This window comes from uncultured Veillonella sp. (assembly GCF_900545205.1).
GTDB lineage: Bacteria > Bacillota > Negativicutes > Veillonellales > Veillonellaceae > Veillonella.
The window spans coordinates 1-23,232 of the sequence record NZ_UQYC01000024.1 but is presented as its reverse complement, the minus strand read 5'-3'; the positions used below and the strand labels follow the sequence as shown (position 1 = coordinate 23,232).

At 39.6% G+C, this 23,232-nt stretch carries 27 protein-coding genes; 1 reads left to right on the top strand and 26 read right to left on the bottom strand.

The genetic code is table 11. From position 1 onward, the window contains the following. Window positions 1-676: 676 nt before the first annotated feature. From QZR70_RS03890 to ylxM, 25 genes are all read right to left on the bottom strand, one after another. Window positions 677-1,852, bottom strand: coding sequence for an MFS transporter (locus QZR70_RS03890; protein ID WP_295793237.1), 1,176 nt, complete (start codon window positions 1,850-1,852; stop codon window positions 677-679). Between the two features lie 225 nt (window positions 1,853-2,077). Then, window positions 2,078-2,974: a protein translocase subunit SecF gene (secF, locus tag QZR70_RS03885; RefSeq protein WP_005387361.1), complete on the bottom strand. Its 897-nt coding sequence runs from the start codon at window positions 2,972-2,974 to the stop codon at window positions 2,078-2,080. Beyond that, window positions 2,971-4,245 carry a protein translocase subunit SecD gene (secD, locus tag QZR70_RS03880; protein WP_005387360.1) on the bottom strand — a complete coding sequence of 425 codons (1,275 nt, stop codon included), beginning with the start codon at window positions 4,243-4,245 and terminating at the stop codon, window positions 2,971-2,973. The genes secF and secD overlap by 4 nt, the downstream gene beginning before the upstream one ends. A gap of 21 nt (window positions 4,246-4,266) precedes the next feature. Then, a complete protein-coding gene (locus QZR70_RS03875) occupies window positions 4,267-4,833 on the bottom strand; it encodes a 5-formyltetrahydrofolate cyclo-ligase (protein ID WP_295781208.1) in 567 nt (188 codons plus the stop codon). Beyond that, window positions 4,833-5,123 carry a preprotein translocase subunit YajC gene (gene yajC, locus QZR70_RS03870; protein WP_005387358.1) on the bottom strand — a complete coding sequence of 97 codons (291 nt, stop codon included), beginning with the start codon at window positions 5,121-5,123 and terminating at the stop codon, window positions 4,833-4,835. Before yajC ends, QZR70_RS03875 begins: the two co-directional genes overlap by 1 nt. 77 nt (window positions 5,124-5,200) lie before the next feature. After that, window positions 5,201-6,316, bottom strand: coding sequence for a tRNA guanosine(34) transglycosylase Tgt (gene tgt, locus QZR70_RS03865; protein WP_295793234.1), 1,116 nt, complete (start codon window positions 6,314-6,316; stop codon window positions 5,201-5,203). Window positions 6,317-6,324: 8 nt separating this feature from the next. Beyond that, window positions 6,325-7,350, bottom strand: coding sequence for a tRNA preQ1(34) S-adenosylmethionine ribosyltransferase-isomerase QueA (gene queA, locus QZR70_RS03860; protein WP_295781210.1), 1,026 nt, complete (start codon window positions 7,348-7,350; stop codon window positions 6,325-6,327). A gap of 11 nt (window positions 7,351-7,361) precedes the next feature. Continuing rightward, the gene (locus QZR70_RS03855; protein WP_295793232.1) at window positions 7,362-8,951 is read right to left on the bottom strand and encodes a SpoIID/LytB domain-containing protein; all 1,590 of its coding nucleotides are present in this window, start codon (window positions 8,949-8,951) and stop codon (window positions 7,362-7,364) included. 2 nt (window positions 8,952-8,953) lie between these two features. Next, window positions 8,954-9,958 (bottom strand): Holliday junction branch migration DNA helicase RuvB, encoded by a 1,005-nt coding sequence (ruvB, locus tag QZR70_RS03850; RefSeq protein ID WP_295781216.1) that lies wholly within the window; start codon window positions 9,956-9,958, stop codon window positions 8,954-8,956. 2 nt (window positions 9,959-9,960) lie between these two features. After that, window positions 9,961-10,569: a Holliday junction branch migration protein RuvA gene (ruvA, locus tag QZR70_RS03845; RefSeq protein ID WP_295793230.1), complete on the bottom strand. Its 609-nt coding sequence runs from the start codon at window positions 10,567-10,569 to the stop codon at window positions 9,961-9,963. Beyond that, entirely contained in the window at window positions 10,569-11,063 is a 495-nt protein-coding gene (gene ruvC, locus QZR70_RS03840; protein ID WP_005387349.1) for a crossover junction endodeoxyribonuclease RuvC, read from the bottom strand. The genes ruvA and ruvC overlap by 1 nt, the downstream gene beginning before the upstream one ends. A 199-nt stretch (window positions 11,064-11,262) precedes the next feature. Further along, window positions 11,263-12,000, bottom strand: coding sequence for a YebC/PmpR family DNA-binding transcriptional regulator (locus QZR70_RS03835; RefSeq protein ID WP_005387348.1), 738 nt, complete (start codon window positions 11,998-12,000; stop codon window positions 11,263-11,265). A gap of 9 nt (window positions 12,001-12,009) precedes the next feature. After that, on the bottom strand, window positions 12,010-12,582 hold the full coding sequence (locus QZR70_RS03830) for an RNA methyltransferase (protein WP_105086229.1): 573 nt from the start codon (window positions 12,580-12,582) through the stop codon (window positions 12,010-12,012). Window positions 12,583-12,622: 40 nt separating this feature from the next. Next, a complete protein-coding gene (locus QZR70_RS03825) occupies window positions 12,623-13,924 on the bottom strand; it encodes a glutathionylspermidine synthase family protein (RefSeq protein ID WP_227720960.1) in 1,302 nt (433 codons plus the stop codon). A 14-nt stretch (window positions 13,925-13,938) separates the two neighbouring features. After that, window positions 13,939-14,499, bottom strand: a complete 561-nt coding sequence (locus QZR70_RS03820) for a hypothetical protein (RefSeq protein ID WP_005387344.1) — start codon at window positions 14,497-14,499, stop codon at window positions 13,939-13,941. A gap of 11 nt (window positions 14,500-14,510) precedes the next feature. Further along, window positions 14,511-14,942, bottom strand: coding sequence for a DUF350 domain-containing protein (locus QZR70_RS03815; protein WP_295793228.1), 432 nt, complete (start codon window positions 14,940-14,942; stop codon window positions 14,511-14,513). Between the two features lie 10 nt (window positions 14,943-14,952). After that, window positions 14,953-16,023 carry a hypothetical protein gene (locus QZR70_RS03810; RefSeq protein WP_295793226.1) on the bottom strand — a complete coding sequence of 357 codons (1,071 nt, stop codon included), beginning with the start codon at window positions 16,021-16,023 and terminating at the stop codon, window positions 14,953-14,955. Window positions 16,024-16,097: 74 nt separating this feature from the next. Then, on the bottom strand, window positions 16,098-16,751 hold the full coding sequence (locus tag QZR70_RS03805) for an NAD(P)H-binding protein (RefSeq protein ID WP_295793225.1): 654 nt from the start codon (window positions 16,749-16,751) through the stop codon (window positions 16,098-16,100). Further along, on the bottom strand, window positions 16,748-17,578 hold the full coding sequence (trmD, locus tag QZR70_RS03800) for a tRNA (guanosine(37)-N1)-methyltransferase TrmD (RefSeq protein WP_295793223.1): 831 nt from the start codon (window positions 17,576-17,578) through the stop codon (window positions 16,748-16,750). Before trmD ends, QZR70_RS03805 begins: the two co-directional genes overlap by 4 nt. Before the next feature lie 120 nt (window positions 17,579-17,698). Then, entirely contained in the window at window positions 17,699-18,196 is a 498-nt protein-coding gene (gene rimM / locus QZR70_RS03795) for a ribosome maturation factor RimM (protein WP_105090323.1), read from the bottom strand. Next, window positions 18,196-18,603, bottom strand: coding sequence for a YlqD family protein (locus tag QZR70_RS03790; protein WP_105086221.1), 408 nt, complete (start codon window positions 18,601-18,603; stop codon window positions 18,196-18,198). The genes rimM and QZR70_RS03790 overlap by 1 nt, the downstream gene beginning before the upstream one ends. 14 nt (window positions 18,604-18,617) lie before the next feature. After that, window positions 18,618-18,845, bottom strand: a complete 228-nt coding sequence (locus tag QZR70_RS03785; protein ID WP_009352618.1) for a KH domain-containing protein — start codon at window positions 18,843-18,845, stop codon at window positions 18,618-18,620. Between the two features lie 21 nt (window positions 18,846-18,866). Beyond that, a complete protein-coding gene (gene rpsP, locus QZR70_RS03780) occupies window positions 18,867-19,130 on the bottom strand; it encodes a 30S ribosomal protein S16 (RefSeq protein WP_004695565.1) in 264 nt (87 codons plus the stop codon). Window positions 19,131-19,189: 59 nt separating this feature from the next. Beyond that, window positions 19,190-20,542, bottom strand: coding sequence for a signal recognition particle protein (gene ffh, locus QZR70_RS03775; RefSeq protein ID WP_105090322.1), 1,353 nt, complete (start codon window positions 20,540-20,542; stop codon window positions 19,190-19,192). Continuing rightward, complete coding sequence (gene ylxM / locus QZR70_RS03770) at window positions 20,532-20,867, bottom strand: YlxM family DNA-binding protein (protein ID WP_105090321.1); 336 nt, start codon at window positions 20,865-20,867, stop codon at window positions 20,532-20,534. The genes ffh and ylxM overlap by 11 nt, the downstream gene beginning before the upstream one ends. 189 nt (window positions 20,868-21,056) lie before the next feature. Between ylxM and QZR70_RS03765 the strand changes: the two genes are divergently transcribed. Continuing rightward, on the top strand, window positions 21,057-22,382 hold the full coding sequence (locus QZR70_RS03765) for an FAD-containing oxidoreductase (RefSeq protein WP_295793220.1): 1,326 nt from the start codon (window positions 21,057-21,059) through the stop codon (window positions 22,380-22,382). Window positions 22,383-22,550: 168 nt separating this feature from the next. Here the strand turns inward: QZR70_RS03765 and QZR70_RS03760 are convergent, their stop codons facing one another. Then, complete coding sequence (locus QZR70_RS03760; RefSeq protein WP_213467066.1) at window positions 22,551-23,078, bottom strand: ECF transporter S component; 528 nt, start codon at window positions 23,076-23,078, stop codon at window positions 22,551-22,553. Between the last annotated feature and the right edge of the window lie 154 nt (window positions 23,079-23,232).

Genomic DNA, 23,232 nt, shown 5'->3' with positions numbered 1-23,232 from the left:
GCATGTGTTAAGCACGCCGCCAGCGTTCGTCCTGAGCCAGGATCAAACTCTCCAAGATATCTTGAAGCTATTTGAATAGCTCATTATTTGTTGTCGTTACATTTAAGTAACTTTGAATTATGGTTGGTTTTGACTTTGTCAAAACCCGCACTCTGGCATATGTTCAATCGTATTGATTGATTACCTATCATTGTTCAGTTTTCAAAGATCTGTACCAGTTTCCACGACCTCTTTCGAAGTGTTTCATCAACTGGCGACTTGATTATTCTATCAAGTTCAGCTCATTCCGTCAAGCACTTTTTCAAAACTTTTTTAGAAGTTTTTTGCTTGTCGTTTGTGCTGTGTCCTAACGACTTGTATAAGTATAGCATAAATAAAAATATCGTCAACACATAAAGTCGTCATTTTCACAACTTCATTTAATCTTCACCACCGTCTTTGTAATCTTCTTTTAATTTCTTATTATTTAGGGATTTAAATTGTATAATACTATTTTTTCTTTTCTTTTTATTCATATTATTTTTAAGTACTATCTTATAAACCTATAAACGTATAACTGTTTTATAAAAGAAAAATCCTTAGAACATACTATAAAATACATTCTAAGGATTGATTATTATATTGTGTCTGATAGTCTAATACTGTTATTAGCTTTTACTATATCACTATTTATGTTTTACAGTTCTAGAGGCGTATACCTCTTAATCCATATATGATATAAAGCTAGTGCTACAATCATTATCACTGCAGTAAACATATAAAGATACTGATACCCTATAGCACTAGCTAACAGAGCAAGAATGACAGATCCAGCACCCACACTTATATCTAATGCTAAAAAATATGTTGCTGTTGATACACCAGCTCGTTCGATTGGTGCTGATTGAATGGCTAACGCTTGAAATGCTGGTTGTGCTGCACCATAACCTAAACCTAACAGAGGGGCCGTTAAGATTATAGTTAATGGCGTAGTCGCTATTCCTAATGCTAACAGTCCTAGTATAAAGAGTACTAGGCCAGGGTAGATAATATATTTAGAGCCATACCGAGCATATGCTTTTCCTACTAAAGGGCGACTGATTATAATCATTACAGCAAAGATAGCAAAAAATGCACTGCCCCAAATACCAGCCCCCATACTATTTAACTCAATGGGAATAAATACTAACACACCAGAATAGGTAAAGCCAATAAACAGTCCCATTAAAGCCCAAGGTAAACTTCTTTTTTCAATAAATTGAGATATATTCCACCCTTTGTGAGTAGATGGTTTAGGCGTTGCTAATTCTTTTGATAAGGGAATACAATTACTCAATACTAGGACTAACCCTGTCATAATAGTTAAGAAAAGATAGAGAGCTATACTACCATATGAAGCAAGTGCATATAAGCCTATTGCAGGCCCCAACACCATTGCCACATTCGAAAAGATAGCAAACATATTGATGCCCTCCCCCTTTCTATTAGGAGGTAACACCAATACCGCCAACGCCGCCATTACAGTTGTGCCTAAAGCAAATACAACACCATGTAGCCCCCGCAATACAAAGATGGCTTCTAAAGAGGTTGTAAAATTAAAGAGCCCCATAATGATGAAAAATAAAGCAGTTGATAATAGTAATACAACTCGTTTATTAAAGCCATCAATCAAGCGACCTGCAAAGAGCCTACATACAATTGTGCCTATTTGAAAATAGGTCATCGCTAATCCCGCATCTAAATCACTTCCACTTAATTCAGAGGTTATGACTATCGGCAAGGCTGCTACGAGAACATATTGTGTCATATATAAAATGCCACTGCTTATACCATAGTTTATAAAAGCAGGGCTCCATAATCGATTTGGATCCATCTATCTATCCCCTTTTCAGCATTGTGTTACTTTGCTATTTTACGCCCCCTGTACAAAGAATTCAATAAGTATAGACCTTACTATGTACATATATCCTATACATATATGTATGAGCTATCCATAGTAATAATTTATTAGTAGATGATACATAAACAAAGAACCTCTCTGAATATAATACAGAGAGGTTCTTATACTTTTACCAACAATAGGTAAAAGCATCATATATTATTGTTGATTGCGGATATCGTTTTTGTTGCGACTCTTCCACATAACCCATAAGGATGTAGCTACGCAGATAGAGGAGTACGCACCACTAGCAAAACCAATAATCATACAAAGAGCAAAGTTCTTTGTAGTGTCCCCACCGAATAGATAGAGGGATACACAGGCAAACATAACGGTAGCCAATGTATAGAAACTACGGTGAATACTTTGTGTAATAGATGCATTCGCAAGATCTGCAAATGTATCAGAACGTTTATGTGTATGTGTATTTTCACGAACACGGTCAAAGATAACTACAGATTCATTCATGGAGTAACCTACAACCGTAAGAATAGCCGCCAAGAAAGACGCATCAATTTCTAATTGGAAATAAGAGAATACACCAAGAACCATAATCAAATCATGGAAAATTGCAACGAGAGCAGAAATAGCAACTTTATATTCAAAACGATAAGAAATATATAATGCTAATGCCGCAAACGCTATAACAAGATTTAACAACGCATGTTCTGTAACTTCGGAACCAATTACAGCACCTACAGTTTCAATACGTTTAACTGTATTGTTACCAATAGATTTAGTCAAAGATTCAATCACAGCGGCACTTTCACTAGGCTCAAGATTACGTGTACGAATCATTACGTCTTCGCCCGCTGTATCACCAGTAGTATCTCCAGAAAGCTGAATTTGTGCGTTTTCAAGATTATATTCTTTTAGGACGTCACGAACTTGACTAACCTCTACAGGTTGATCAAATACAACTTCAACAATCGTACCACCAGTATAATCAATACCAAAGTTAAAGCCTTTAGTAAAGATGGAAATCAAACTGATAATAACAAGTGTGGAGGAAATTGCAAACCACCAACGATGATGCTTAATTACGTCTAATGTCATTTGCGTTTACCTCCTTTCAAAGATTTTGGTGCAAATGCGTCAGCACTTGTGCTTGGAGAGATATTCGCACCAAACCAGAATGGATGGTTTGTAAAGTTACAATCGATTAATAAGCGCAATAAGAAATGGCTCACAGTAATCGCTGTGAACATACTTACAACAACACCTACGCCTAAGCTGATAGCGAAACCTTTTACAGGGCCAGAGCCTAAGATTGTCAAGATAGCAGCAGTAATGATAACAGATACGTTCGCATCTGTAATTGTTGCTAAAGCACGACTGAAACCAGCTTCCATGGCTACACGCATGGACTTACCGGAGAACACCTCTTCTTTAAAACGTTCAAAGATAAGAATGTTCGCATCTACAGCAACACCCATGGATAAGATAATACCCGCGATACCTGGCAATGTCATAGTCGCATTAAAGCCTTTACCTAATACAAGCAATAAGAGCATAACATAAACAAGTAATGCAATATTAGCTACAATACCAGAAAAACGATATAAAATAACCAAGAAAATCATGATCATTGCAATACCAGCACTGAAGGCTACAACAGATTTATCCTTGGAGTCTTGACCCAAAGAAGGACCAACTGTACGTACTTCCAATACATTAATTTTAACAGGCAATGCACCAGAACGTAATAAAATAGCCAAGTCTTTAGCTTCTTCTAAGCTTTGACTACCAGAGATAGTTGCTTTACCACCTGTAATTGCTTGTTGTACTACAGGATTAGTCAATTCTTTACCATCCAATGTAATGGCAATACGACGACCAATATTTTTAGATGTTAAATCAGCAAATTTCTTAGCCCCTTCATCGCTTAATTCAATAGCAACGAGTGGTTGTTTATTTTGACCTAACTCTTCTTTTGCATCTTTTAAATCATCACCAGTCATAACAGTTTGACCTTGGTCGTTTTTAAATTCCAAGACTGCTGTCTTACCGATACGTTTAATCGCTTCGTCAGGATCTTTTACACCTGGCAATTCGATGATAATACGACGAGCACCTTCACGTTGTACTAGTGGTTCAGACAAACCCATTTCATTAATACGACGCTCTAAGATTTGCTTCGCCCGTTCCACTGCATCATTGTCAGCTGTACCAGTGGCAGAGTCCTCTGCTTCCAATACGATGTGCGTACCACCTTGCAAGTCTAGGCCTTGTTTCAAAGAGCCTGCTAATGGTTGAATAAAATACGCAAACAATCCAATGATGGCAGCAATGACTACTAAAAACTTGATAATAGCTTTACCGTTCAAAATAGTTGCTCCCTTCTACTACTATACGCAATGTATAACGCCTTGCTCCGTTACAATTTTGCTCATCCGTTGGTCCAGTTCATCCATTGGGATTGGTGTATCCCACAATTGTACTGACCAGCATACGCCCATAAATGTACGTGGTGAAAGTTCCTTGAGAAATCGATCGTAATACCCATTCCCCATCCCCATGCGACCGCCTTGACGGTCAAAGCCAGCACCAGGCACTAAAATCAAATCCAAGTCATGTGGATTAATAACCTCGTATGGCTCAGAGGGAATGCGTATATTTAACACACCACGAGTGATAGATTCTAGAGACTTAAGACGAACGGCAATCATGGTCGTCTTATCTGTACATACTGGAACATATACGGATTTACCATGTTCTAAAGCATGACGAATAACATCGTCTAAATTGGCCTCCTTGGGCATCGCCAAATAGGCCATAATGGTATTAGCTGATATATACTCAGGACTATTAACAATTTGATCTGTCAAAAGCGTAGTCCATCTATGACAATCAGCAACGGATAAAGCAGCGCGCTGGGCCTTGCACGCCCGGCGCACTGCTTCCTTTGTATTCATTATTTTTCTTCCTTGTTTTTCTTGGAAAGAACGTTAGCAATTGCAGAACGTGCAAATGTTAACTCTACTTTTTCAGATACTTGAACCTTTACTTTTTCATCATCAAGTTCAACGATTTCGCCATAAATACCGCCGATAGTAACGATTTTTTGGCCTTTCTTCAAGCTGCCTAACAAATTAGCGCGCTCTTTTTGTTGTTTCTTTTGTGGACGCCACAATAAGAAATAAAAGATTACGACCATCAACAAAATAGGCCAGCTAGTTTGCAACACTTGTAAAATATCTTCCATTTTATCCTCCTAGTATAATAAATATGTTTTTCTTTTCTAGTATAGCCACCTAATATAGATTTGACTAGACTTAATTGCTATTTTTTAAAGCTATCCCAAAATTGCATTCTAAATCGGGGGAACCGATCTTCCAAGATGGCTTGTCTCATTTGACGCATAAACTCAAGCAAGAAGTAAAGATTATGGTAAGTTACGAGACGCAATGCCAAAATTTCTTCCGCCTTATACAAGTGACGAATATAAGCGCGAGAATAATTTTTACATGTATAACATTGGCAGCCTTCTTCTAACGGGCCCCAATCATGAGCAAACTGCGCATTTCGAATATTAAGGCGACCATTCCAAGTCATAGCCATACCATTTCGAGCAACCCGTGTAGGATACACGCAGTCGAACATATCAATACCACGTGCTACGCCTTCTACAAGGCAATCCGCCGTACCAACACCCATCAAATAACGAGCCTTGTTAGTTGGCAATAGTGGCGTAGTATATTCTAAGATTTCATTCATCAAATCATGAGGCTCTCCGACGGATAAGCCACCGATACTATAGCCTTCAAAATCCATAGCTACGAGTTCTTCCGCACTTTGCTTGCGTAAATCTTTGTACATACCACCTTGAACAATACCAAACATACCTTGACGGTCATGGGCTTTACGAGCCTCTTGGCAACGATGAGCCCAACGTGTGGTACGAGCTGTTGAGCGTTTCGCATAATCATGATCCGCTGGATAGGGAATACATTCGTCAAAAGCCATGGCAATATCAGAACCTAATTGCTCTTGTACCTTTGTTGCCACCTCTGGAGATAAAAACTGTTTAGACCCATCAATATGAGATCTAAAGGTTACACCCTCCTCAGTAATTTTACGCATATCGCCTAAGCTGAAAACTTGGAATCCACCGCTATCAGTTAAAATAGCTTGATCCCAGTTCATAAATTTATGTAACCCACCTGCTTCTTCTACGAGTTCAGGACCAGGACGTAAGAATAAATGGTATGTATTGCTCAAGATGACTTGAGAACCCATCGCCTTTAATTCCTCAGGCGTCATAGTTTTAACTGTAGCTTGTGTACCTACAGGCATAAACATAGGCGTTTGGAAGGTACCATGTGGCGTATGCAATAAACCAGCACGAGCCCCCGTGTGAGGACATGTCTTTTGTAATTCATAAATAATACTCGGCATAGTCCCTCCTAACGTATAAACATAGCATCGCCGAAGCTAAAGAAACGATAACGTTCGCGTACAGCTTCTTCGTAGGCCGCTAAACAGTGTTCACGACCAGCCAATGCACTAATCAACATTAATAATGTAGATTGAGGCAAGTGGAAATTCGTTACCAATGCATCAATCATCTTAAATTTGTAGCCAGGATAGATAAAGATTTGTGTCCATCCACTAATGCCTTGTAAGACACCGCCATCATTAGTAGCTGACTCAAGAGTACGCACAGAAGTAGTACCTACCGCAATAATACGGCGTCCGTTTCTTTTAGCCGCATTAATACGATCAGCTGTATCTTGAGAAACGACGAAAAACTCACTATGCATTTCATGGTCCTCAATTGTCTCTGCTGATACAGGTCTAAATGTTCCAAGGCCAACATGCAATGTAACAAATTCTAACTCTACACCTTTCGCTTTTATCTTTTCTAATAGTTCAGGTGTAAAGTGAAGCCCTGCGGTTGGAGCTGCAGCTGAACCTTTTTCCTTAGCATAAACAGTTTGATAACGATCTTTATCTTCTAACTTCTCATGAATATATGGAGGTAATGGCATTTCACCAATTTCTTGTATCACATCGTCAAATACACCATCGCAAGTGAATTCAATGATACGACCTCCAAATTCTGTTTTATCTATAACGGTCCCACTTAATCGGTCATCAAATTCGATAACTTGACCAATAGGACATTTTTTACCAGGTTTAACAAGACATTCCCAGCGATTTTCACCACATGGTGTGAGGAGCAACACCTCAACCTTGCCACCAGAGCCTTGACGTTGGCCATATAATCTCGCAGGAATAACCTTTGTATTATTAAATACAAGTACATCACCTTCGTGGAGTTCATCTAGCAAATCGTAAAAATGCTCTTTATGCGCAACCTCACCTGTAACCTTGTCTAAGGTCAACAGTCTCGCTGTATCACGAGGCTCTACAGGATGTTGAGCAATTAGTTCCTCTGGTAATTCATAATCAAAATCTGTAACTTTCATCGCAATCCTTATTAGTACATTTTCTTTAATGTAATGCCACTATAGTAGTGACGCAAAATAGTTTGGTAATAATTTGTATCCCCTGGTGTCGCACGCTTAGCCATTTCTGCAGCGCCCCATTGAGACATACCAAGACCATGTCCCCAACCGTGGCCTTTAATATAGACAGTATCATTGCTACCAGTAAAATTATGATACGCCTTACCTGTATCTTTAGCTGGGTTATGATTTACATAAAAATCAAATAGTGTTGATTTCAAGCCTAAAATACTGCGTAAAGAATCCCCATCAATGGTCGTTTTGCCAGAGGTACCTATGAAAGTAGCACTCTTAATGCGACCAGATACACCGCGGTCAGATGTTTGTTGACCTGGCTTGCCAAGAGGTGTCAATTGAATGCTCTTCAATTTGCCAACCCCTTTACTAGCTGCGTTAAGCTTACTTTCAAGGGCCTGACGAGAAGTAGTCACTGTCCAGTTCGATGTAGATGTGCCAGTACTAAAATCCTTTACACCTTTCAAATACGGTACATCGCTACCCCAAACATTGACACTATCCTCAGTATAGCCGCCACCATCAGAATGGAATAAAGCATTAATAGGGCGTTGATTATATAACATAACCATCCCCTTTGTTTTATTAACTGCATTTGTAGTAGCTTGCGTTTCACCACTAACCCCATTATAGACTTGGTGATCTGTGGACGTACTCACATCATACAGTTTACCTTTATTCTCTTCCATAGTGTGAAGAGCATAAGTTCGAGCCGCTACAGCTTGTGCTTCTAGTGCAGCTGCAGGCCAAGATGGAACGACCTCTTGCGGAACTACGCCATAAAGATAGTCTTCAAGAGGTACAGAATTAATGACCATCATCTTTCCATTATTAGCACGTAATGTAAGTCCTCCACGATAGCCTTTGCCTTCAAACAAGAATGGTGCATCACTATTGGCTGGTTTTAATGTAACTACCGTATCAATGGCCTTGCCATTGACAGCAATTTTCCCACTTCGAATACCAACAGAGGTACCACGGTTTGCACTGATTGTACTTACTTGACCATTAGCACTATTTAACACAACCAGATTAGCAGTAGATGTAACTGTAGCATCGGAACTGCGACTACCCAATAACACGCGTACATTTGGTACATTTTCTACACGCTCCGTAGCAGGTGTAACAACAGAACCTACTTTATTACGCGTAATAGCAGCCGTATTAGCTTTAATACTATTGGCATCAGAAGTTTTTACAGCCTTAGATGCAGCTGGCTTTACCGTTGTAGCCTTGGCACTAATAACTGTAGATTTTGCAACAGGCTTTTGAGCTGTTGCTGCAGCCTTAGTTGCATTAGACTTTGTAGTCACTTTTGTCACAGGCTTTGGAGCCGGTTTAGTTACAAGTGGTCGAAAAGTTGACCGCTTCGTCGTATTTACTTTCGATACATTTGTTGTAGATACTGTTGATTTCGGCGTTGGCTTTTTAGTCACTACTGCACTTTTATGTTGCAATGTAGCCCCTTGTGCAACAGATGCACCGCCAATATTTACACCTAAAAACAAAGTTGCCATTATCATCAATTGTAATCGTTTCGTTTTCATTGTTATTTCCCTGTCTGTGAAATACCTAAATGCTCATAGGCAAGTTTAGTAGCCACCCTCCCACGCGGTGTACGTCCTAAAAATCCTAATTGCATCAAATATGGTTCATACACATCTTCGATGGTATCTCTCTCTTCGCTGATAGCGGCTGCAATGGTATCTATTCCTACTGGACCGCCATCATACTTTTCAATAATACACTCCAACACACGTCGATCGATTCGATCGAGCCCTTCTTTGTCAATATATAAACGCTGTAACGCATCATCTGCAATACTTTGAGTGATAACCCCATCACCTATGACTTGTGCAAAATCACGTACCCGTTTAAGTAGACGATTTGCGATACGCGGCGTTCCCCTTGAACGTCGCGCAATTTCGCTAGCCCCAGTCGGCTCAATACCAATATTGAGTATTTCTGCCGCCCGAGTCACAATAAACTCTAATTCCGGTTGTTTATAATATTCCAACCGGTTAATAATACCAAAGCGGTCCCTCAAAGGCGCTGCCAAAGCCCCCGCCCGTGTTGTGGCACCTACCAAAGTAAACTTTGGTAAATCAATGCGCACCGTTCGAGCACTTGGGCCCTTACCGATGATAATATCAATTGCATAGTCCTCCATAGCAGAGTACAATACTTCCTCTACACTGCGAGACAAGCGATGAATTTCATCGATAAATAATACATCGTGATCATCTAAATTCGTTAAGATCGCAGCCAAGTCGCCAGACTTTTCAATAGCAGGACCAGAGGTTATGCGAAAGTTAACACCCAATTCATTCGCAATAATACCTGCCAGTGTAGTCTTGCCAAGACCTGGTGGCCCGTAGAGCAATACGTGGTCCAATGCTTCACCACGTTGCTTAGCCGCCTGAATATAGACATTTAGATTGCCTTTAGCCTCTTCTTGACCTACATATTCGTTAAAGAATTTTGGTCGTAGGCTATATTGCCACATATCTTCTTCGTGCTCGCCATTTCCGACAAGGCGTACTTCTTCGTTCATCCTTATCGTCCTTTCCCAAGCTCAATCAAGCTGACCTTAATCAACTCAGATACATCGCGTTTACCATCATCTAAAGACTCTACAATGTCAGCCACATCTCGTTCTGAATAGCCTAGCGACACAAGAGCCTCAATAGCCTCACCGGTAGCATCACTAGCGGCAACGCCAATCGGCTGTATAGCTGCTGGTGATTCTGCAGATATATGCGTCATCTTCGCTAACTTATCCTTTAGTTCAAGAACAAGTCGCTCTGCAGATTTCTTTCCAATACCAGGTAACTTTGTTAATTGCTGTACCTGCCCATTAATAACAGCTAATTTGAAAGCCTCTGGTGTCATGCCAGACAAAATGCCAAGCCCCACCTTAGGCCCTATACCAGAAACAGAAATGAGTAAAATAAACAACTCATATTCCTCTTCCGTCCAAAAGCCATAGAGTTGCATCGCATCTTCACGTACGTTGAGATACGTGAATAACGTTGCCTCATGACCTTCAATCAATTGTTGTCGCGTAGTGGTCGGCACATATACACGATACCCTACGCCATGTACATCTACGTAACAAGACTCTTTAAAGAGATGTGTTACGATACCCCGTACATACCCTATCATTATACCAACCTCTTCAATCTATCATTGTGAGAACTATGAGCCGTACAAATAGCGACAGCCAATGCATCTGCCGTATCATCGGGCTTAATTTTCTCACGAATCCCCAAAATATTCATTGTCATATAAATGACCTGATTCTTATCAGCCTTGCCGTAACCTGTAACGGCTTGCTTGATTTGTAGCGGTGTATATTCGTAAATAGGAATACGCTGTTGCTCAGCCGCTAATAAGATAACACCACGTGCTTGACCGACCTTGATGGCCGTCGTTACATTGCGGTTGAAGAATAATTCTTCTACCCCGAACTTATCAGGCTTGAATTCCTCTAGAATATCACTTAGGTCATTAAATAAAATTTCCAACCGCTGTGAATCTGTTAATTCCTTAGGAGTTGTGATAGCCCCATAGGCTACAGGTGTTAATTTGCTCCCCTTCACGTCAATAATGCCATAACCGCATATAGCCGTGCCTGGGTCAATACCTATAATTCGCACCTTAACCCCCTTAGTTTAAAAATGAGATAAGCTGTCGCCTACCTCCATTACATAATCTATTTTATTATAGCACAATACCACATCGAAGTTCATGAATTTCCATAGAAATTTTATAAGAAACTCATTAATTTTCTTATTCCCAATGGTTCTCTAAAAAATACATAAAAAAGGAGCACCTTTAAAGTGCTCCTTATCATAATTATTCTTCTTCGTCGTCTGGCAAGATACCATTGTGATATACGTTTTGTACATCATCAAGATCATCCAATACGTCGAGCATTTTTTGCATTTTTACAGCATCATCACCAGTCAACTCAATAGTTGTATCTGGAATCATGGTAATTTTAGCTACTTCTGTTTCAATGCCCGCATCAGCAAGAGCTGCTTCTACAGCATCATAGTCTTCAGGAGTAGTATAAATTTCAAATACATCATCTTCAGACTTAAGATCTTCTGCACCTGCTTCAAGAGCAAGCATAGTCAATTCATCTTCGTCATGACCTTCTTTATCGATAACGAAAACGCCTTTAGATTTGAACATCCAGCCTACGCAACCGCTTTCACCAAGATTACCACCTTGTTTGGAGAAAGCATGACGCACATCGGCAGCCGCACGGTTACGATTATCCGTCATAACTTCTACAGTAACGGCAACACCGGCAGGACCATAACCTTCATATACGATTTCTTCGTATGCGTTCATATCCGTAGCGCCAACGCCCTTATCGATAGCACGTTGAATATTATCCTTAGGAATATTGTTTTCACGAGCTTTTTGTAAAGCCAATTTCAAACGCATATTACCTGTTGGATCGGCACCACCCATACGTGCTGCTACAGTAATTTCACGACCGATTTTCGTAGCCAATTTAGCCTTCAATGCATCGGTTTTACCTTTTTTATGTTTAATATTTGCCCATTTTGAATGTCCTGACATAGACGCCTCCTATTTATTCCACCATGCCTCGCCCCGCAGCCGATCAAGGATAATCGATACAGCACTACGCACAGATAAATGATTGTATTCACCATGGCCATATATAGGTTCTAAAATATAGTCAAAGCTTTCCATCGTTTCTTTTGTCATACCATAACCGGTACCAAATAATACTAACACAGGGCGCCCCTCATTTTCAAGATGTTCACGCATCCGTGCATAGGAAATTGTATTATCATAGGTACGCGCATCTGTTGTCGCCACAATAGGTTTCATACCTTCTAGGTCTTCAATCATTCGCACTGCTACTGCAATAGAGTTAACCAACTCCACGCCGGTGAAAGCATCCTTGCGATCTGGATTGTAAGTAGAACCAAATCCAGATTTCCAATGTTCCATGATGGTGCGCACCAACTCACGCTGAGCAGGTATATTGTGAATCACAAAATATTTAGATACATCATAGGTAATAGATGCTCGTGCAATATCGTGAATATCATAATTTGTAATGGCCGTCGTAATGACCTCTTTATGCTTGTTCATAATTGGATAATGAACAAGTCCAATATATAAATTAGCCAAAGCCCTATATCTCCACAACAATAAAAAATACAAAATAAAATTAATCGATTAAAAGCGGTACAAAATAAGCTTCAGTACCGGCAATCTCTTCTGGAGAAAAACGACAACCGACTGCAGAAGCTTGATCGCCAAGCATAAAGCAAGATAATGTCAAACAGCCTTCTTTCGTACCACTATCTACGGTATGAGTAAAGTGTTTCTGCTTAATAAAGTCCTGATACATAACCTTTTTACTGTCCCGACAAACTATATCATCATAGTTATCTACAAATTTCTCCATGTATAGTTCAGCTTGATTTCCACGTTTTTGAACAACCTGAATATTTCGCCCTTCACGGCCCCAAATTTCCTTTTGAATATAAAGTCCATCATCAAGGTTCGAGAAATCACTTTCAAAATAGGACGGCGTCAAATAGCGCTCGATAATATCTCGCTCAGGGGCAGTAAAAAATTGGTTTGTTAAGTATAGAGCATACACTAAGGACATAAACGATTTATTCTGTAAAATAATCGCCTCTGGTGGATTAAATAGATTAAAGCGGTATTCATTATACAAATCTAAAAACATTTCACCTAGTGGTTCACCATCTGCTGTAGTTTCATCAATCAATAGTTCCATGGGATGTAAACGATACAGGTTGGCTGCATGACCACCGTCAGATAATAGAATACCCTCATCATCAATGACCATATCATAAAAGGATAGGAATCGAACATCTGCTTCTGGGCATGCTGATTTCATAGCCTGTAAGAGAAACTGTGTAGTTCCATAGTCCTCTAAATAATCATGAAAGCACCCGAAAACAAAGGGTTCTGTTTCATTATCCGTCATCATATTATGTTGTTTATTAGTCACACTATATTTTTTACGAGATGTTCCTTCATATACGCGTTTCAAAAAACGTTCAAGTTCATTATAAGCATCTATATTAGGATCTACTTTATCGAAATATCGTGCCGCTACACCATTAGCATAATAGCTTTCAATTAGAAAGCAGGGTGTATCCGCATTAATCTCGACCATGCGCAATTGTCCTCTATCATCAAGGACAAAGTCAAATCGAGATAACCATGTAGGTAAGCCCAATGGATTCCCACGATGTAAATAGGGAATCAAATTTTCGGGCATATCCATATTGAGAGCAAACTCATCAGGTGCCTGTTGAAATACCTTAGCGGCTTTACAAAATATTTGAAATAACATGCGCGACGCATGTCGAATTTCATCATAAAAATCAGCCGGAAAAGATTGTGTAGAAAGCGCAGGATACCGATCATCATAGCCCTCATAATCTACAAAGGGCAATATATTCGTATCAAGTTCATCTATATACGATTTCATAATATCGGCCTCCATTAGGAACTACTAGAACGTACACCTGCACTACCAAAACCAGACTTTTGACCTATAGAAGAAGCTTTTTGACTTCTACGCTTCTCATAGTCTTTATACGTACGTCGTCCTAAAGAACTATGCGTATTTGAACCTGTTGTTGTATATACATTAGGCTCCTCATAGGGTTTTAAAGGGGCTGCCACACGATAGGTCATAGTTCTTCCATCCATACGCGCTGTAGGTGGATTAAATCCATGAAAAATATAGTAGCCTGCTGCAATACTAGGTAACAGCCCCGCTAAACCAGCGTCCCATACTAAATTTCCACTAGTGTCGCGGTGAAAGGTAACAGACCGGTTATCATCATATAAAGCTGTTTCTTTACCATCTCCATGGTTTAATAGAGAATAACGATTACCTTGATTATCCTTTAATCGAACTTCCCCGTCATTTGCTTCAGGATAGATTTTATCACATACAACATAAGCAATGTCATTCCAGTATGAATACACACCAACGAGGCCCGCTACAGCGGCAAAAGCACTCGTTATGTATAGAGTTTTCTTACTTGGCTTATACATAGGACACTCCCTTAGTGCACAGCACCACTAACAACGAGAGCAAGACCTACAAAGATACCAAATACGAGGATACCCGCTGCAGTATTACCACGCATAATCTCTTCAGATAAATTATATTTTCGATGCCATAAATTAATAAACATATAGCCTGTTACAAACAATATAATGCCTAAAATAGCATATACGATACTTGCCACCACACCGTGCAATAAAGATGTATCAGCTGTAGCCACTACAGGAGACATGATGACAGCGCGCAAGATTTCACCAATGCCGATAAATGAACCTGCTGAGAGCCATGCGACAGCACAATTACCACGTTTAATTTCTTCACTAAATTTACCAGGTACAAAAAAATCAATAACCGTGTTGGCAGTTAACATTAAGAAAATTCCAAAACAAGCATAAAAAATCGTCAATAATATATCTGGTATATAAATCATAATAAGCCTCCTAATAATATAATTTTGTATTGGATGTGTTGTTAGAGTTGCTGGTAGGATACAACCGTTCGCGTCCCGTATTATCCCCTAGGCGAACCATGGTCGCATAGTTATCGAGTATATGAGAGCTGATAAATGTGCGATCAATAATTTTCCAATCCTCTTGTGTCAATTTTGATTGTTCACATACCTTAACCTTAGTTTGTCCATCCGTATTGGTAATGATATACACCAAGTCCCCAGAATAAAATACAATAACTTCATGTCCCTCTTCTAAGTTGTCCCGCTCATTTTTAATATCACCATTCACAGAATCAATCAAATCTAATGCGGTGCTAACAGGGTCCAACGAAGACGTGTATACATAATCGCCATCCGAATCTGTTTTTGTATAATATGCAGATGTGTCATGCATATGTTCTTTTGCCGTATAAGGCACTCCAAACATAGCGCGTATACTATGCCAAGACAAATCATTGTCCGACCAAAACAGAAATAGTAAAAATAATACACCGATCCCTATAGAAGTAGCAACTCCTTCAAAGCGTTTTTTCAGCCGTTGATTCCGTTTCTTTTTACTAATAGCATTAGCTTCTGCATCATTACAGAGACGAATATTCCTCAAAGGAACACGTGCCCCTTCGGCGAACATCTTCTCCCCTTTAAACCAGTTTTCTTCAAAGAATACACTAGCACCGCCTTCACAAGGCAATTGGTATTCCTTGTAGCCAGCCCGGTCACCTACAGAAGCACCACTATCACCATCTACAGCTACAACCTTTTCCAAACCGATTTGATGTAACGTAAAACCCTTCGGCGCTCGTTTGCGATAAGATGTTCTAGATACAGTGCACCATTCATTATCATTGTATTCAATGGTAACCCATATTTTATCGGACCCCTCAACATCCTCGAGACCATATTCGTGCCAATAATCTCCAGGTGATTTTTGCATTGACGGCTTAGCTTTATAGGCCTGTTCCTGATCTGCTTTTGGAATAATCTCATTATATTTAATTTTTTCAGTTATTACATAACGACTGCCCTGTACCTCAAGGACATCACAACAATTAAACTCCATACATAACCTCGCTCGAATAGGTAAAATCATATGGATCTCGGCCTATTCCCTCTCCAAAACGGGATTTAATGAAATTAAGCTTTAAAATAGCCTATCCGCTCATGAATCGTTTCATTTTCAATAATGGAAATGCCATACTGCTGCCCTATTGTAGCTTTTACAAGGACATTTGCTACGTCAACCGTCTTTACGGGTTCTTGGCTCATTAATATATGAGCTTTGTTGATAACACCAAATACAGCACAGCTAATGCGTTCCACCAACTTAGGTTCTTCTCGAATCAATGTAGCTGGACGAGCAATAACAATCGCTTCAAAAGGCAACTCTAAAATAACATCTTCTAATTGTCCTTTCATGGACATATAGAAGAATGGAGATTTTGGATTTGCCCCCAAAGAGGATACTAAACCATATTTTTTCACACCATTTTGAGCTGCAATGCGCGCCATTTCATACTGATACGTATAATCTACAGTCCATTGTGCTTCTTTAGAGCCCGCTTGTTTACGGTTTGTACCCATAGCAGAGAATAAAATATCCCCTGTCACTAAGTGTGCCCATTCACGAGGTTCATCAAAATTAACAATATGAACTGTTACCTTTGGAGATGTATATGTTACTGGACGACGTACAAATACATGAATGTCTTGAATCTCATGATTATCAATTAACGTGTCTACAATATGACGGCCCACTGCACCAGTGGCGCCTAATACTAACGCTTTCATTCTTCACCTTTAAGTCTTACAGACTCTTCCTCAACTATCTCTTTTAAAAGCTTAATCTCTTCTTTTGTTAATGGACGTTCCAATAAATCTGGACGTAACAACCGAGTTCTTTTAAGTGCTTCTTTTTGACGCCAAGTAGCAATATTTTTATGATGACCACTTCTCAATACATCTGGTACAGACCAGCCTCTAAATTCAGGGGGCTTTGTATATTGAGGGCATTCTAACAAAGGTTCATAAAAAGAATCCTCCTGTGCCCCACTCGCTGCACCTAGTACACCTGGAATCATGCGAGCTACTGCATCGGCTACAACCATAGCTGGCAACTCACCACCAGTTAATACATAATCACCAATAGAAATCGTTTCATCTACTAAATGTTCCTCTACACGGTAGTCTACACCTTCATAATGACCACAAATGAGGACTATTTGATCGTACATAGCTAGTTCACGAGCCTTCTCCTGTGTGAAAGGCTGGCCTGTAGGACCCATGAAAATAATACGACGTCGTATACTTTCACTAGGATTACCAATAAGACTCATTTCATCACACATCTCATCAGTAGTATAGCTACTATTAAGCGTATTGTCATATTGAGCAATAACAGATTCCACCGCTTCAAAAATGGGAGGTGCCATCATGAGCATACCAGCCCCACCACCATACGGTGTATCATCAACTTGACCATGTTTATTATGACTAAAGTCTCGAGGGTTAGTTACAGCCATAGACAATCGTTCTGCTTCGATAGCCCGTTTTATGATGGAATGACTAAAAAAGGCATCAAAAAACTCAGGAAATAAAGATACGATATCGATACGCATAGACCGTCCCCTATACTTATTAACTCACATAAACTCATTAGCATTATCTATATATAGCTATATTATATAACTTTTACCATAATATACCTATATGTAGATAAAACAAAACCGCCTAAAGGATTATATCCATTCAGGCGGATCTACGATCATTAAATTATTTTCCACGTCGATGTCCTTAACAACATCTTCAATGGCTGCAAATAATTGATCTGGTTCCCCATCTTTGGAAACCACATAGACATCATTAGCACCCGGTTGTAATACATCAGTCACTGTGCCAAGCACATTGCCTTTTGTATCTTGTACTTCGAGACCAATAATATCAAAGATGTAATAGCGACCTTCTGGCAATTCCACTAAATCTTCACGACGCACTTGAATTTCTTTCTTACCGAATAATTCAGCTGTGTTGCGATCAGGAATTTCCTTAAAGGATGCTAATACAAATTGTTTGTGAAATCGTGCGGATGCAACGTGGTATTCTTTACCATCGATGTAACAGGCATCCATATGCATAAACCGTTCTGGAAAATCGGTTTGAGGCATAATACGAAGATCACCCCGCACGCCGTGCGGGGCGATGATAACACCTATAGTGATGAAATCGTTAGGCTTCATTATTGACGAAACGCAACGATTTTACCGTCTTCTAATAGGATTTCAGCGCCCATCATGGCATCCAAATTATCCCCGATTTTAACGGTAACTGTTTGCTCTAATGTACCTTGAGGAATTTCAGTTCCTAAGGACAATTCTTGAGCGTCTTTCAATTTAGCTGTTACTTCTTCTTTGAAAGCCAAGCGTTTATTTTTCTCTTCGTCGATTTGTTGACGAATTGCAGTAAGGCTTGTAGCATCAACTTTAGCCGCATCAGCCAAAATACGTTGAGCTTGGAACTCAATTGCTTCCAAATCTTTATTCACCATATCAAGGCGAGTTTCAAGATCAGATACAATTTTCGCTTTCAAGTCTTCTGTTACTTTTGCTTTTACTGCTACAGGGACACGTAATGTCATTTCTTCCATTGGAATACTCCCTTTTAGACAATATCAACAGATATCTTTTTGTTCTCTTTAATAGCCGCCGCTTTCACCACAGCGCGAATCGCTTTCGCTATTCGTCCTTGCTTTCCGATGACTTTGCCCATATCCTCTGGGGCTACATGAAGTTCGTAAACTTCCATATTCCCCTTTTGGACCATGGTAACAGATACGGCATCAGGCTGCTTCACTAATGATTTCGCAATTAATGAAATTAATTCTATCATCACAGTATGCCTCTCTATTAATTACTTTTTAGCGTCAGCAAATTTTTGCATAACGCCTTGTTTTTTGAACAAGGAGCGAACAGTGTCAGTAGGCTGAGCACCTTTAGCTAACCAAGCCAAAGCTTTTTCTTCGTCTACATTAACGATAGCTGGTTGTTTAGTAGCATCATATTGACCAATAGTGTCAACAGGACGACCTTCACGTGGAGCACGTGCGTCAGCAACAACGATACGGTAGAAAGGAGCTTTTTTAGCACCTAAACGAGTCAAACGAATTTTTAACATGTGAAATTCACCTCCTTATACTGATATGGGTGGACAGGTTCAGCGCCCCTGCCCATGTATTACATAAACGGTAATTTAGGCATTCCTGGGAAGCCGCCCTTACCGCCACGTAAACCTTGCATGCGCTTCATCATCTTCCGCGCTTCTTCAAATTGTTTCAACAAGCGATTTACATCTTGTACCTGAGTACCGGAACCTAATGCAATACGCTTGCGGCGAGAACCATTAAGAATACTTGGATTTTCTCGCTCTGCAGCCGTCATGGATGTAATGATAGCCTCAATACGGCGCACCTCTTTACTGTTCAAATCAAGGTCTTTCAATTGATCCTTAATTTGTCCCATGCCTGGCAACATACCAATAATATTTTGTAATGGCCCTAACTTTCTTACTTGGTTCATCTGTTTCAAGAAGTCATCCAAGGTGAAATTATTTTTCGCCATTTTCTTAGCCATTTCACGAGCTTCTTCTTCGTCGATAGCGCCTTGTACATTTTCAATCAATGTTTTAAAGTCGCCCAAGTCGAGGATACGAGAAGCCATACGGTCTGGATAGAATACATCGAAACCATCCATTTTTTCGCTCACACCAGTGAACTTAATTGGCAAGCCTGTTACAGCTTTGATGGATAATGCAGCACCACCGCGCGCATCACCATCGAGTTTAGTGAGGATAACACCGTCAACGCCTAATTTTTCATTAAACGTTTGTGCCGTTGTTACCGCATCTTGACCGATCATGGAGTCTACAACGAGTAGAATTTCATGAGGTCGAACAGCGGCTTTAATGTTGGATAACTCATCCATAAGGACTTCGTCTATAGCCAAGCGACCAGCTGTATCGATGATAACAACATCTTTCAACATATGCGTGCTTTGCTCTACAGCGCGGCGTGCAATGTCTACTGGATTGGCACCAGGTGTTTCATCAGCAAATACTGGGATATCGATTTGCTTACCTACAACTTGCAATTGAGTAATCGCAGCTGGACGATATACGTCGGCCGCTACGAGCATTGGATGTTTACCTTGTTTGCGAAGGTATACTGCCAATTTACCAGCTGTAGTAGTTTTACCAGCACCTTGTAAACCAACGAGCATAATAATTGTTGGTGGCTTACTGGAAATCATGATACGACTTTGTGTACCGCCCAATAACGCCGTTAACTCGTCATTTACGATTTTAATAACCGTTTGTGCTGGATTCAAGGAACCGAACACCTCTTCACCAAGGGCCTTTTCCTTAATGGACTTAACGAAGTCCTTCGCAACCATAAAGTTAACGTCTGCTTCTAGTAATGCAGTACGCACTTGACGCAACGCAAGATTGACATCATCTTCAGTAATTTTGCCCTTCCCCTTCAAGGATTGAAAGGCTTCTTGCAGTTTTTCTGACAAGCTATCAAATGCCATAATATCCCTCCATTTGCGCCAATACTTTCTGCACCTTAGTTTCAGCTAGAACCTCTTCAGGCAAGGTTTCTTTCAACTGTGAAAGCAAACCTTCACGCTGTTCATATTGTTCTACCAAGTGCAACTTTGATTCGTAATCATTTAAAATGTGTCGAGCACGCTGCAAGTTATCGTGTACAGCCTGCCGTGATACGCCTAGTTCCTCAGCGATTTCTCCAAGGGACATGTCGTCTTCGTGGTGAAGTTGTAAGGACATGCGTTGCTTGTCCGTCAATAATGGCCCATAGAAATCCAAGAGCAAACTTATAAGCACTCGTTCTTCCATTTCGCCACCTCCATCACTGTCAAGTCATATTACTTTACATATGGTACAGTATAAAAAAAGATGTGTCAAGTAAAAATACTTAACATCTAAATTATAGATAATTATTTTCATATTTTACTTTTATATATACTCAAATATGCTATAATAAGGATATCTAATATTTTCAATATAAAAGATAGGAGGTATTGTATGAATACCAAACATTATGATCTTATCGTCCTAGGTTTCGGCAAAGCTGGTAAAACAATGGCTGCTAAATTTGGCTCTATGGGCAAAGCCGTTGCCATGATTGAAGAAAATCCACTCATGTATGGTGGCACATGCATTAATATTGCATGTATTCCTACTAAGACGATGATTGTGGCCGCATCTAAAGGCTTATCTTACGATCAAGTACTAAACCAACGAGAGGTTGTTACATCTCGTTTACGTAATAAAAACTTCGGTATGTTAGATACAAATGAACATGTCGATGTATATACTGGACATGGCAAATTCATTAGTAATAAAGAAATCGATGTCACAGCTGGGGAAGATAAAATTGTTTTATCTGGTGACACAATTATCATCAATACAGGGGCTGTAGCCATTAAACCTAACATTGATGGTATCGATACCGCATCAGGTTTCTATAATAGTACAGAAATTCAACATTTATCCCCTCAACCTAGTACATTAGGTATTATTGGCGCCGGTCCTATTGGCCTAGAATTTGCTAGCCTATACGCTAAACTAGGTACAAAGGTTACTGTATTCAATATTGAGGCTAACATTTTAAAACACGAAGAACCTATCGTTCAAGAATTAGCTAATGAATACTTAGCGGAACAAGGCATTACTATTTTAAACTCTGTTACACTAAATTCTGTATCTAATGACGGCAACAAGCCTGTTATCACTGCTAATAATGAAAACTATACCTTTGATGCTGTTCTCTATGCTACAGGTCGCAGACCGAATACTACAAATATTGGTTTAGAAAACACGGATATTACTACTAATGAACGCGGTGCAATCGTAGTAAATGATACTTGTGAAAGCTCCGTTCCAGGTGTATATGCTGTAGGCGATGTAAACGGTGGTCCGCAATTTACCTACATTTCTCTCGATGACTTCCGCATCGTATTTGGTGCCCTTACAGGTAATGATCACTATACATTAAAAGATCGCAAAAACATTCCTTACACCACCTTCTTAACACCTCCACTCGCTCGTGTTGGTCTTACAGAAGAGGATGCTATTAATAAAGGTTACACTGTTAAAACGAAGGAAATGCTTGTAGCCACTATGCCAAGGGCTCATGTAAATGACAACCTTAAAGGGGCTTTCAAAATTGTGGTAGATGCGGAAAGCAATTTAATCCTCGGTGCTACACTCTATTCCCAAAGTGCCGAAGAATTGATTAACATGATTAAAGTAGCTATGGATAACAACATTCCGTATACATATTTCAAGAACCAAATCTTCACACATCCTACAATGGCAGAAAATTTAAATGATCTCTGTAATTTCTAGGTAAGAATAGTAACTACATAATCTAATATAATAAATAAAAGAGTCTCCTTTAACTTGAATACATAAGTTAAGGGAGACTCTTTTATTTATGCCTAATGATCAATTTTGGATTATTAGTTATTAGTTAGCAATATATAGTTTTTAGTAATTTATCATTAGTTACTCTATTTAGTTCTTTGTAAATAATCTACGAACTACAGATTGCAATTTAGGTGTCAATACGATAGCTACCACAATACCAGCTGCACTTGTAATCAAAGAATATTGAATTTTACTTGCCGCTACTGCTGCACTTTCAAGAACAAACCACCATGCAAGGAAATAACCAAAGGCAGTCCAAATTGTACCAATAATAAGAGCAATCAAAATACGTGTAAAGGATGCTGTGGGCTTTGTAATGGATGGTGGCAAGTAACCTGCTGTCATACCACCTACAATAAGACCCGCAATACCTTTAATAAAGAACGAGAATACAATATACTGTGTATGACCACCAAAAAGATCAAATAATGCGGAGCCAATGGCCGCTCCTAAACCACCATATAAACCACCAAATAGAATGGATGATGTAAATAATGCGGCAGATCCTAAATGAACCATAGCACCACCTGGTATTTCGATGCGAATTGTTGTTGCTACTGCACATAAGGCAGCAATAAATCCGATATATACAATATCGCGCGTCTTTAATTTCATAATCTAGCTCCTCTCTTTTAGCTGAATAACTATATTTAGTATAACAAATCTCACTCTGTCTAAAAACACTAATTTCATAGGATTTAAATATATAGTCAGAATCATAACCACCCGTAGAACGGGTGGTTTGCTCTGACCCTATAAGGGTCTTTCT

What these genes read in the sequence shown, in the direction of transcription:
- QZR70_RS03825 (WP_227720960.1), bottom strand. Translation starts at nt 13,924, where the DNA reads ATGAAATCGTATATAGATGAACTTGATACGAATATATTGCCCTTTGTA.
- ruvA (WP_295793230.1), bottom strand. Translation starts at nt 10,569, where the DNA reads ATGATAGGGTATGTACGGGGTATCGTAACACATCTCTTTAAAGAGTCT.
- tgt (WP_295793234.1), bottom strand. Translation starts at nt 6,316, where the DNA reads ATGCCGAGTATTATTTATGAATTACAAAAGACATGTCCTCACACGGGG.
- QZR70_RS03760 (WP_213467066.1), bottom strand. Translation starts at nt 23,078, where the DNA reads ATGAAATTAAAGACGCGCGATATTGTATATATCGGATTTATTGCTGCC.
- QZR70_RS03890 (WP_295793237.1), bottom strand. Translation starts at nt 1,852, where the DNA reads ATGGATCCAAATCGATTATGGAGCCCTGCTTTTATAAACTATGGTATA.
- QZR70_RS03875 (WP_295781208.1), bottom strand. Translation starts at nt 4,833, where the DNA reads ATGAATACAAAGGAAGCAGTGCGCCGGGCGTGCAAGGCCCAGCGCGCT.
- yajC (WP_005387358.1), bottom strand. Translation starts at nt 5,123, where the DNA reads ATGGAAGATATTTTACAAGTGTTGCAAACTAGCTGGCCTATTTTGTTG.
- QZR70_RS03785 (WP_009352618.1), bottom strand. Translation starts at nt 18,845, where the DNA reads ATGATAGAATTAATTTCATTAATTGCGAAATCATTAGTGAAGCAGCCT.
- QZR70_RS03810 (WP_295793226.1), bottom strand. Translation starts at nt 16,023, where the DNA reads ATGGAGTTTAATTGTTGTGATGTCCTTGAGGTACAGGGCAGTCGTTAT.
- rpsP (WP_004695565.1), bottom strand. Translation starts at nt 19,130, where the DNA reads ATGTTAAAAATTCGTTTGACTCGTTTAGGTGCTAAAAAAGCTCCTTTC.
- QZR70_RS03835 (WP_005387348.1), bottom strand. Translation starts at nt 12,000, where the DNA reads ATGTCAGGACATTCAAAATGGGCAAATATTAAACATAAAAAAGGTAAA.
- QZR70_RS03815 (WP_295793228.1), bottom strand. Translation starts at nt 14,942, where the DNA reads ATGATTTATATACCAGATATATTATTGACGATTTTTTATGCTTGTTTT.
- QZR70_RS03765 (WP_295793220.1), top strand. Translation starts at nt 21,057, where the DNA reads ATGAATACCAAACATTATGATCTTATCGTCCTAGGTTTCGGCAAAGCT.
- QZR70_RS03805 (WP_295793225.1), bottom strand. Translation starts at nt 16,751, where the DNA reads ATGAAAGCGTTAGTATTAGGCGCCACTGGTGCAGTGGGCCGTCATATT.
- ylxM (WP_105090321.1), bottom strand. Translation starts at nt 20,867, where the DNA reads ATGGAAGAACGAGTGCTTATAAGTTTGCTCTTGGATTTCTATGGGCCA.
- secF (WP_005387361.1), bottom strand. Translation starts at nt 2,974, where the DNA reads ATGACATTAGACGTAATTAAGCATCATCGTTGGTGGTTTGCAATTTCC.
- ruvB (WP_295781216.1), bottom strand. Translation starts at nt 9,958, where the DNA reads ATGAACGAAGAAGTACGCCTTGTCGGAAATGGCGAGCACGAAGAAGAT.
- rimM (WP_105090323.1), bottom strand. Translation starts at nt 18,196, where the DNA reads ATGAAGCCTAACGATTTCATCACTATAGGTGTTATCATCGCCCCGCAC.
- queA (WP_295781210.1), bottom strand. Translation starts at nt 7,350, where the DNA reads ATGAAAGTTACAGATTTTGATTATGAATTACCAGAGGAACTAATTGCT.
- trmD (WP_295793223.1), bottom strand. Translation starts at nt 17,578, where the DNA reads ATGCGTATCGATATCGTATCTTTATTTCCTGAGTTTTTTGATGCCTTT.
- QZR70_RS03790 (WP_105086221.1), bottom strand. Translation starts at nt 18,603, where the DNA reads ATGGAAGAAATGACATTACGTGTCCCTGTAGCAGTAAAAGCAAAAGTA.
- QZR70_RS03820 (WP_005387344.1), bottom strand. Translation starts at nt 14,499, where the DNA reads ATGTATAAGCCAAGTAAGAAAACTCTATACATAACGAGTGCTTTTGCC.
- QZR70_RS03855 (WP_295793232.1), bottom strand. Translation starts at nt 8,951, where the DNA reads ATGAAAACGAAACGATTACAATTGATGATAATGGCAACTTTGTTTTTA.
- ffh (WP_105090322.1), bottom strand. Translation starts at nt 20,542, where the DNA reads ATGGCATTTGATAGCTTGTCAGAAAAACTGCAAGAAGCCTTTCAATCC.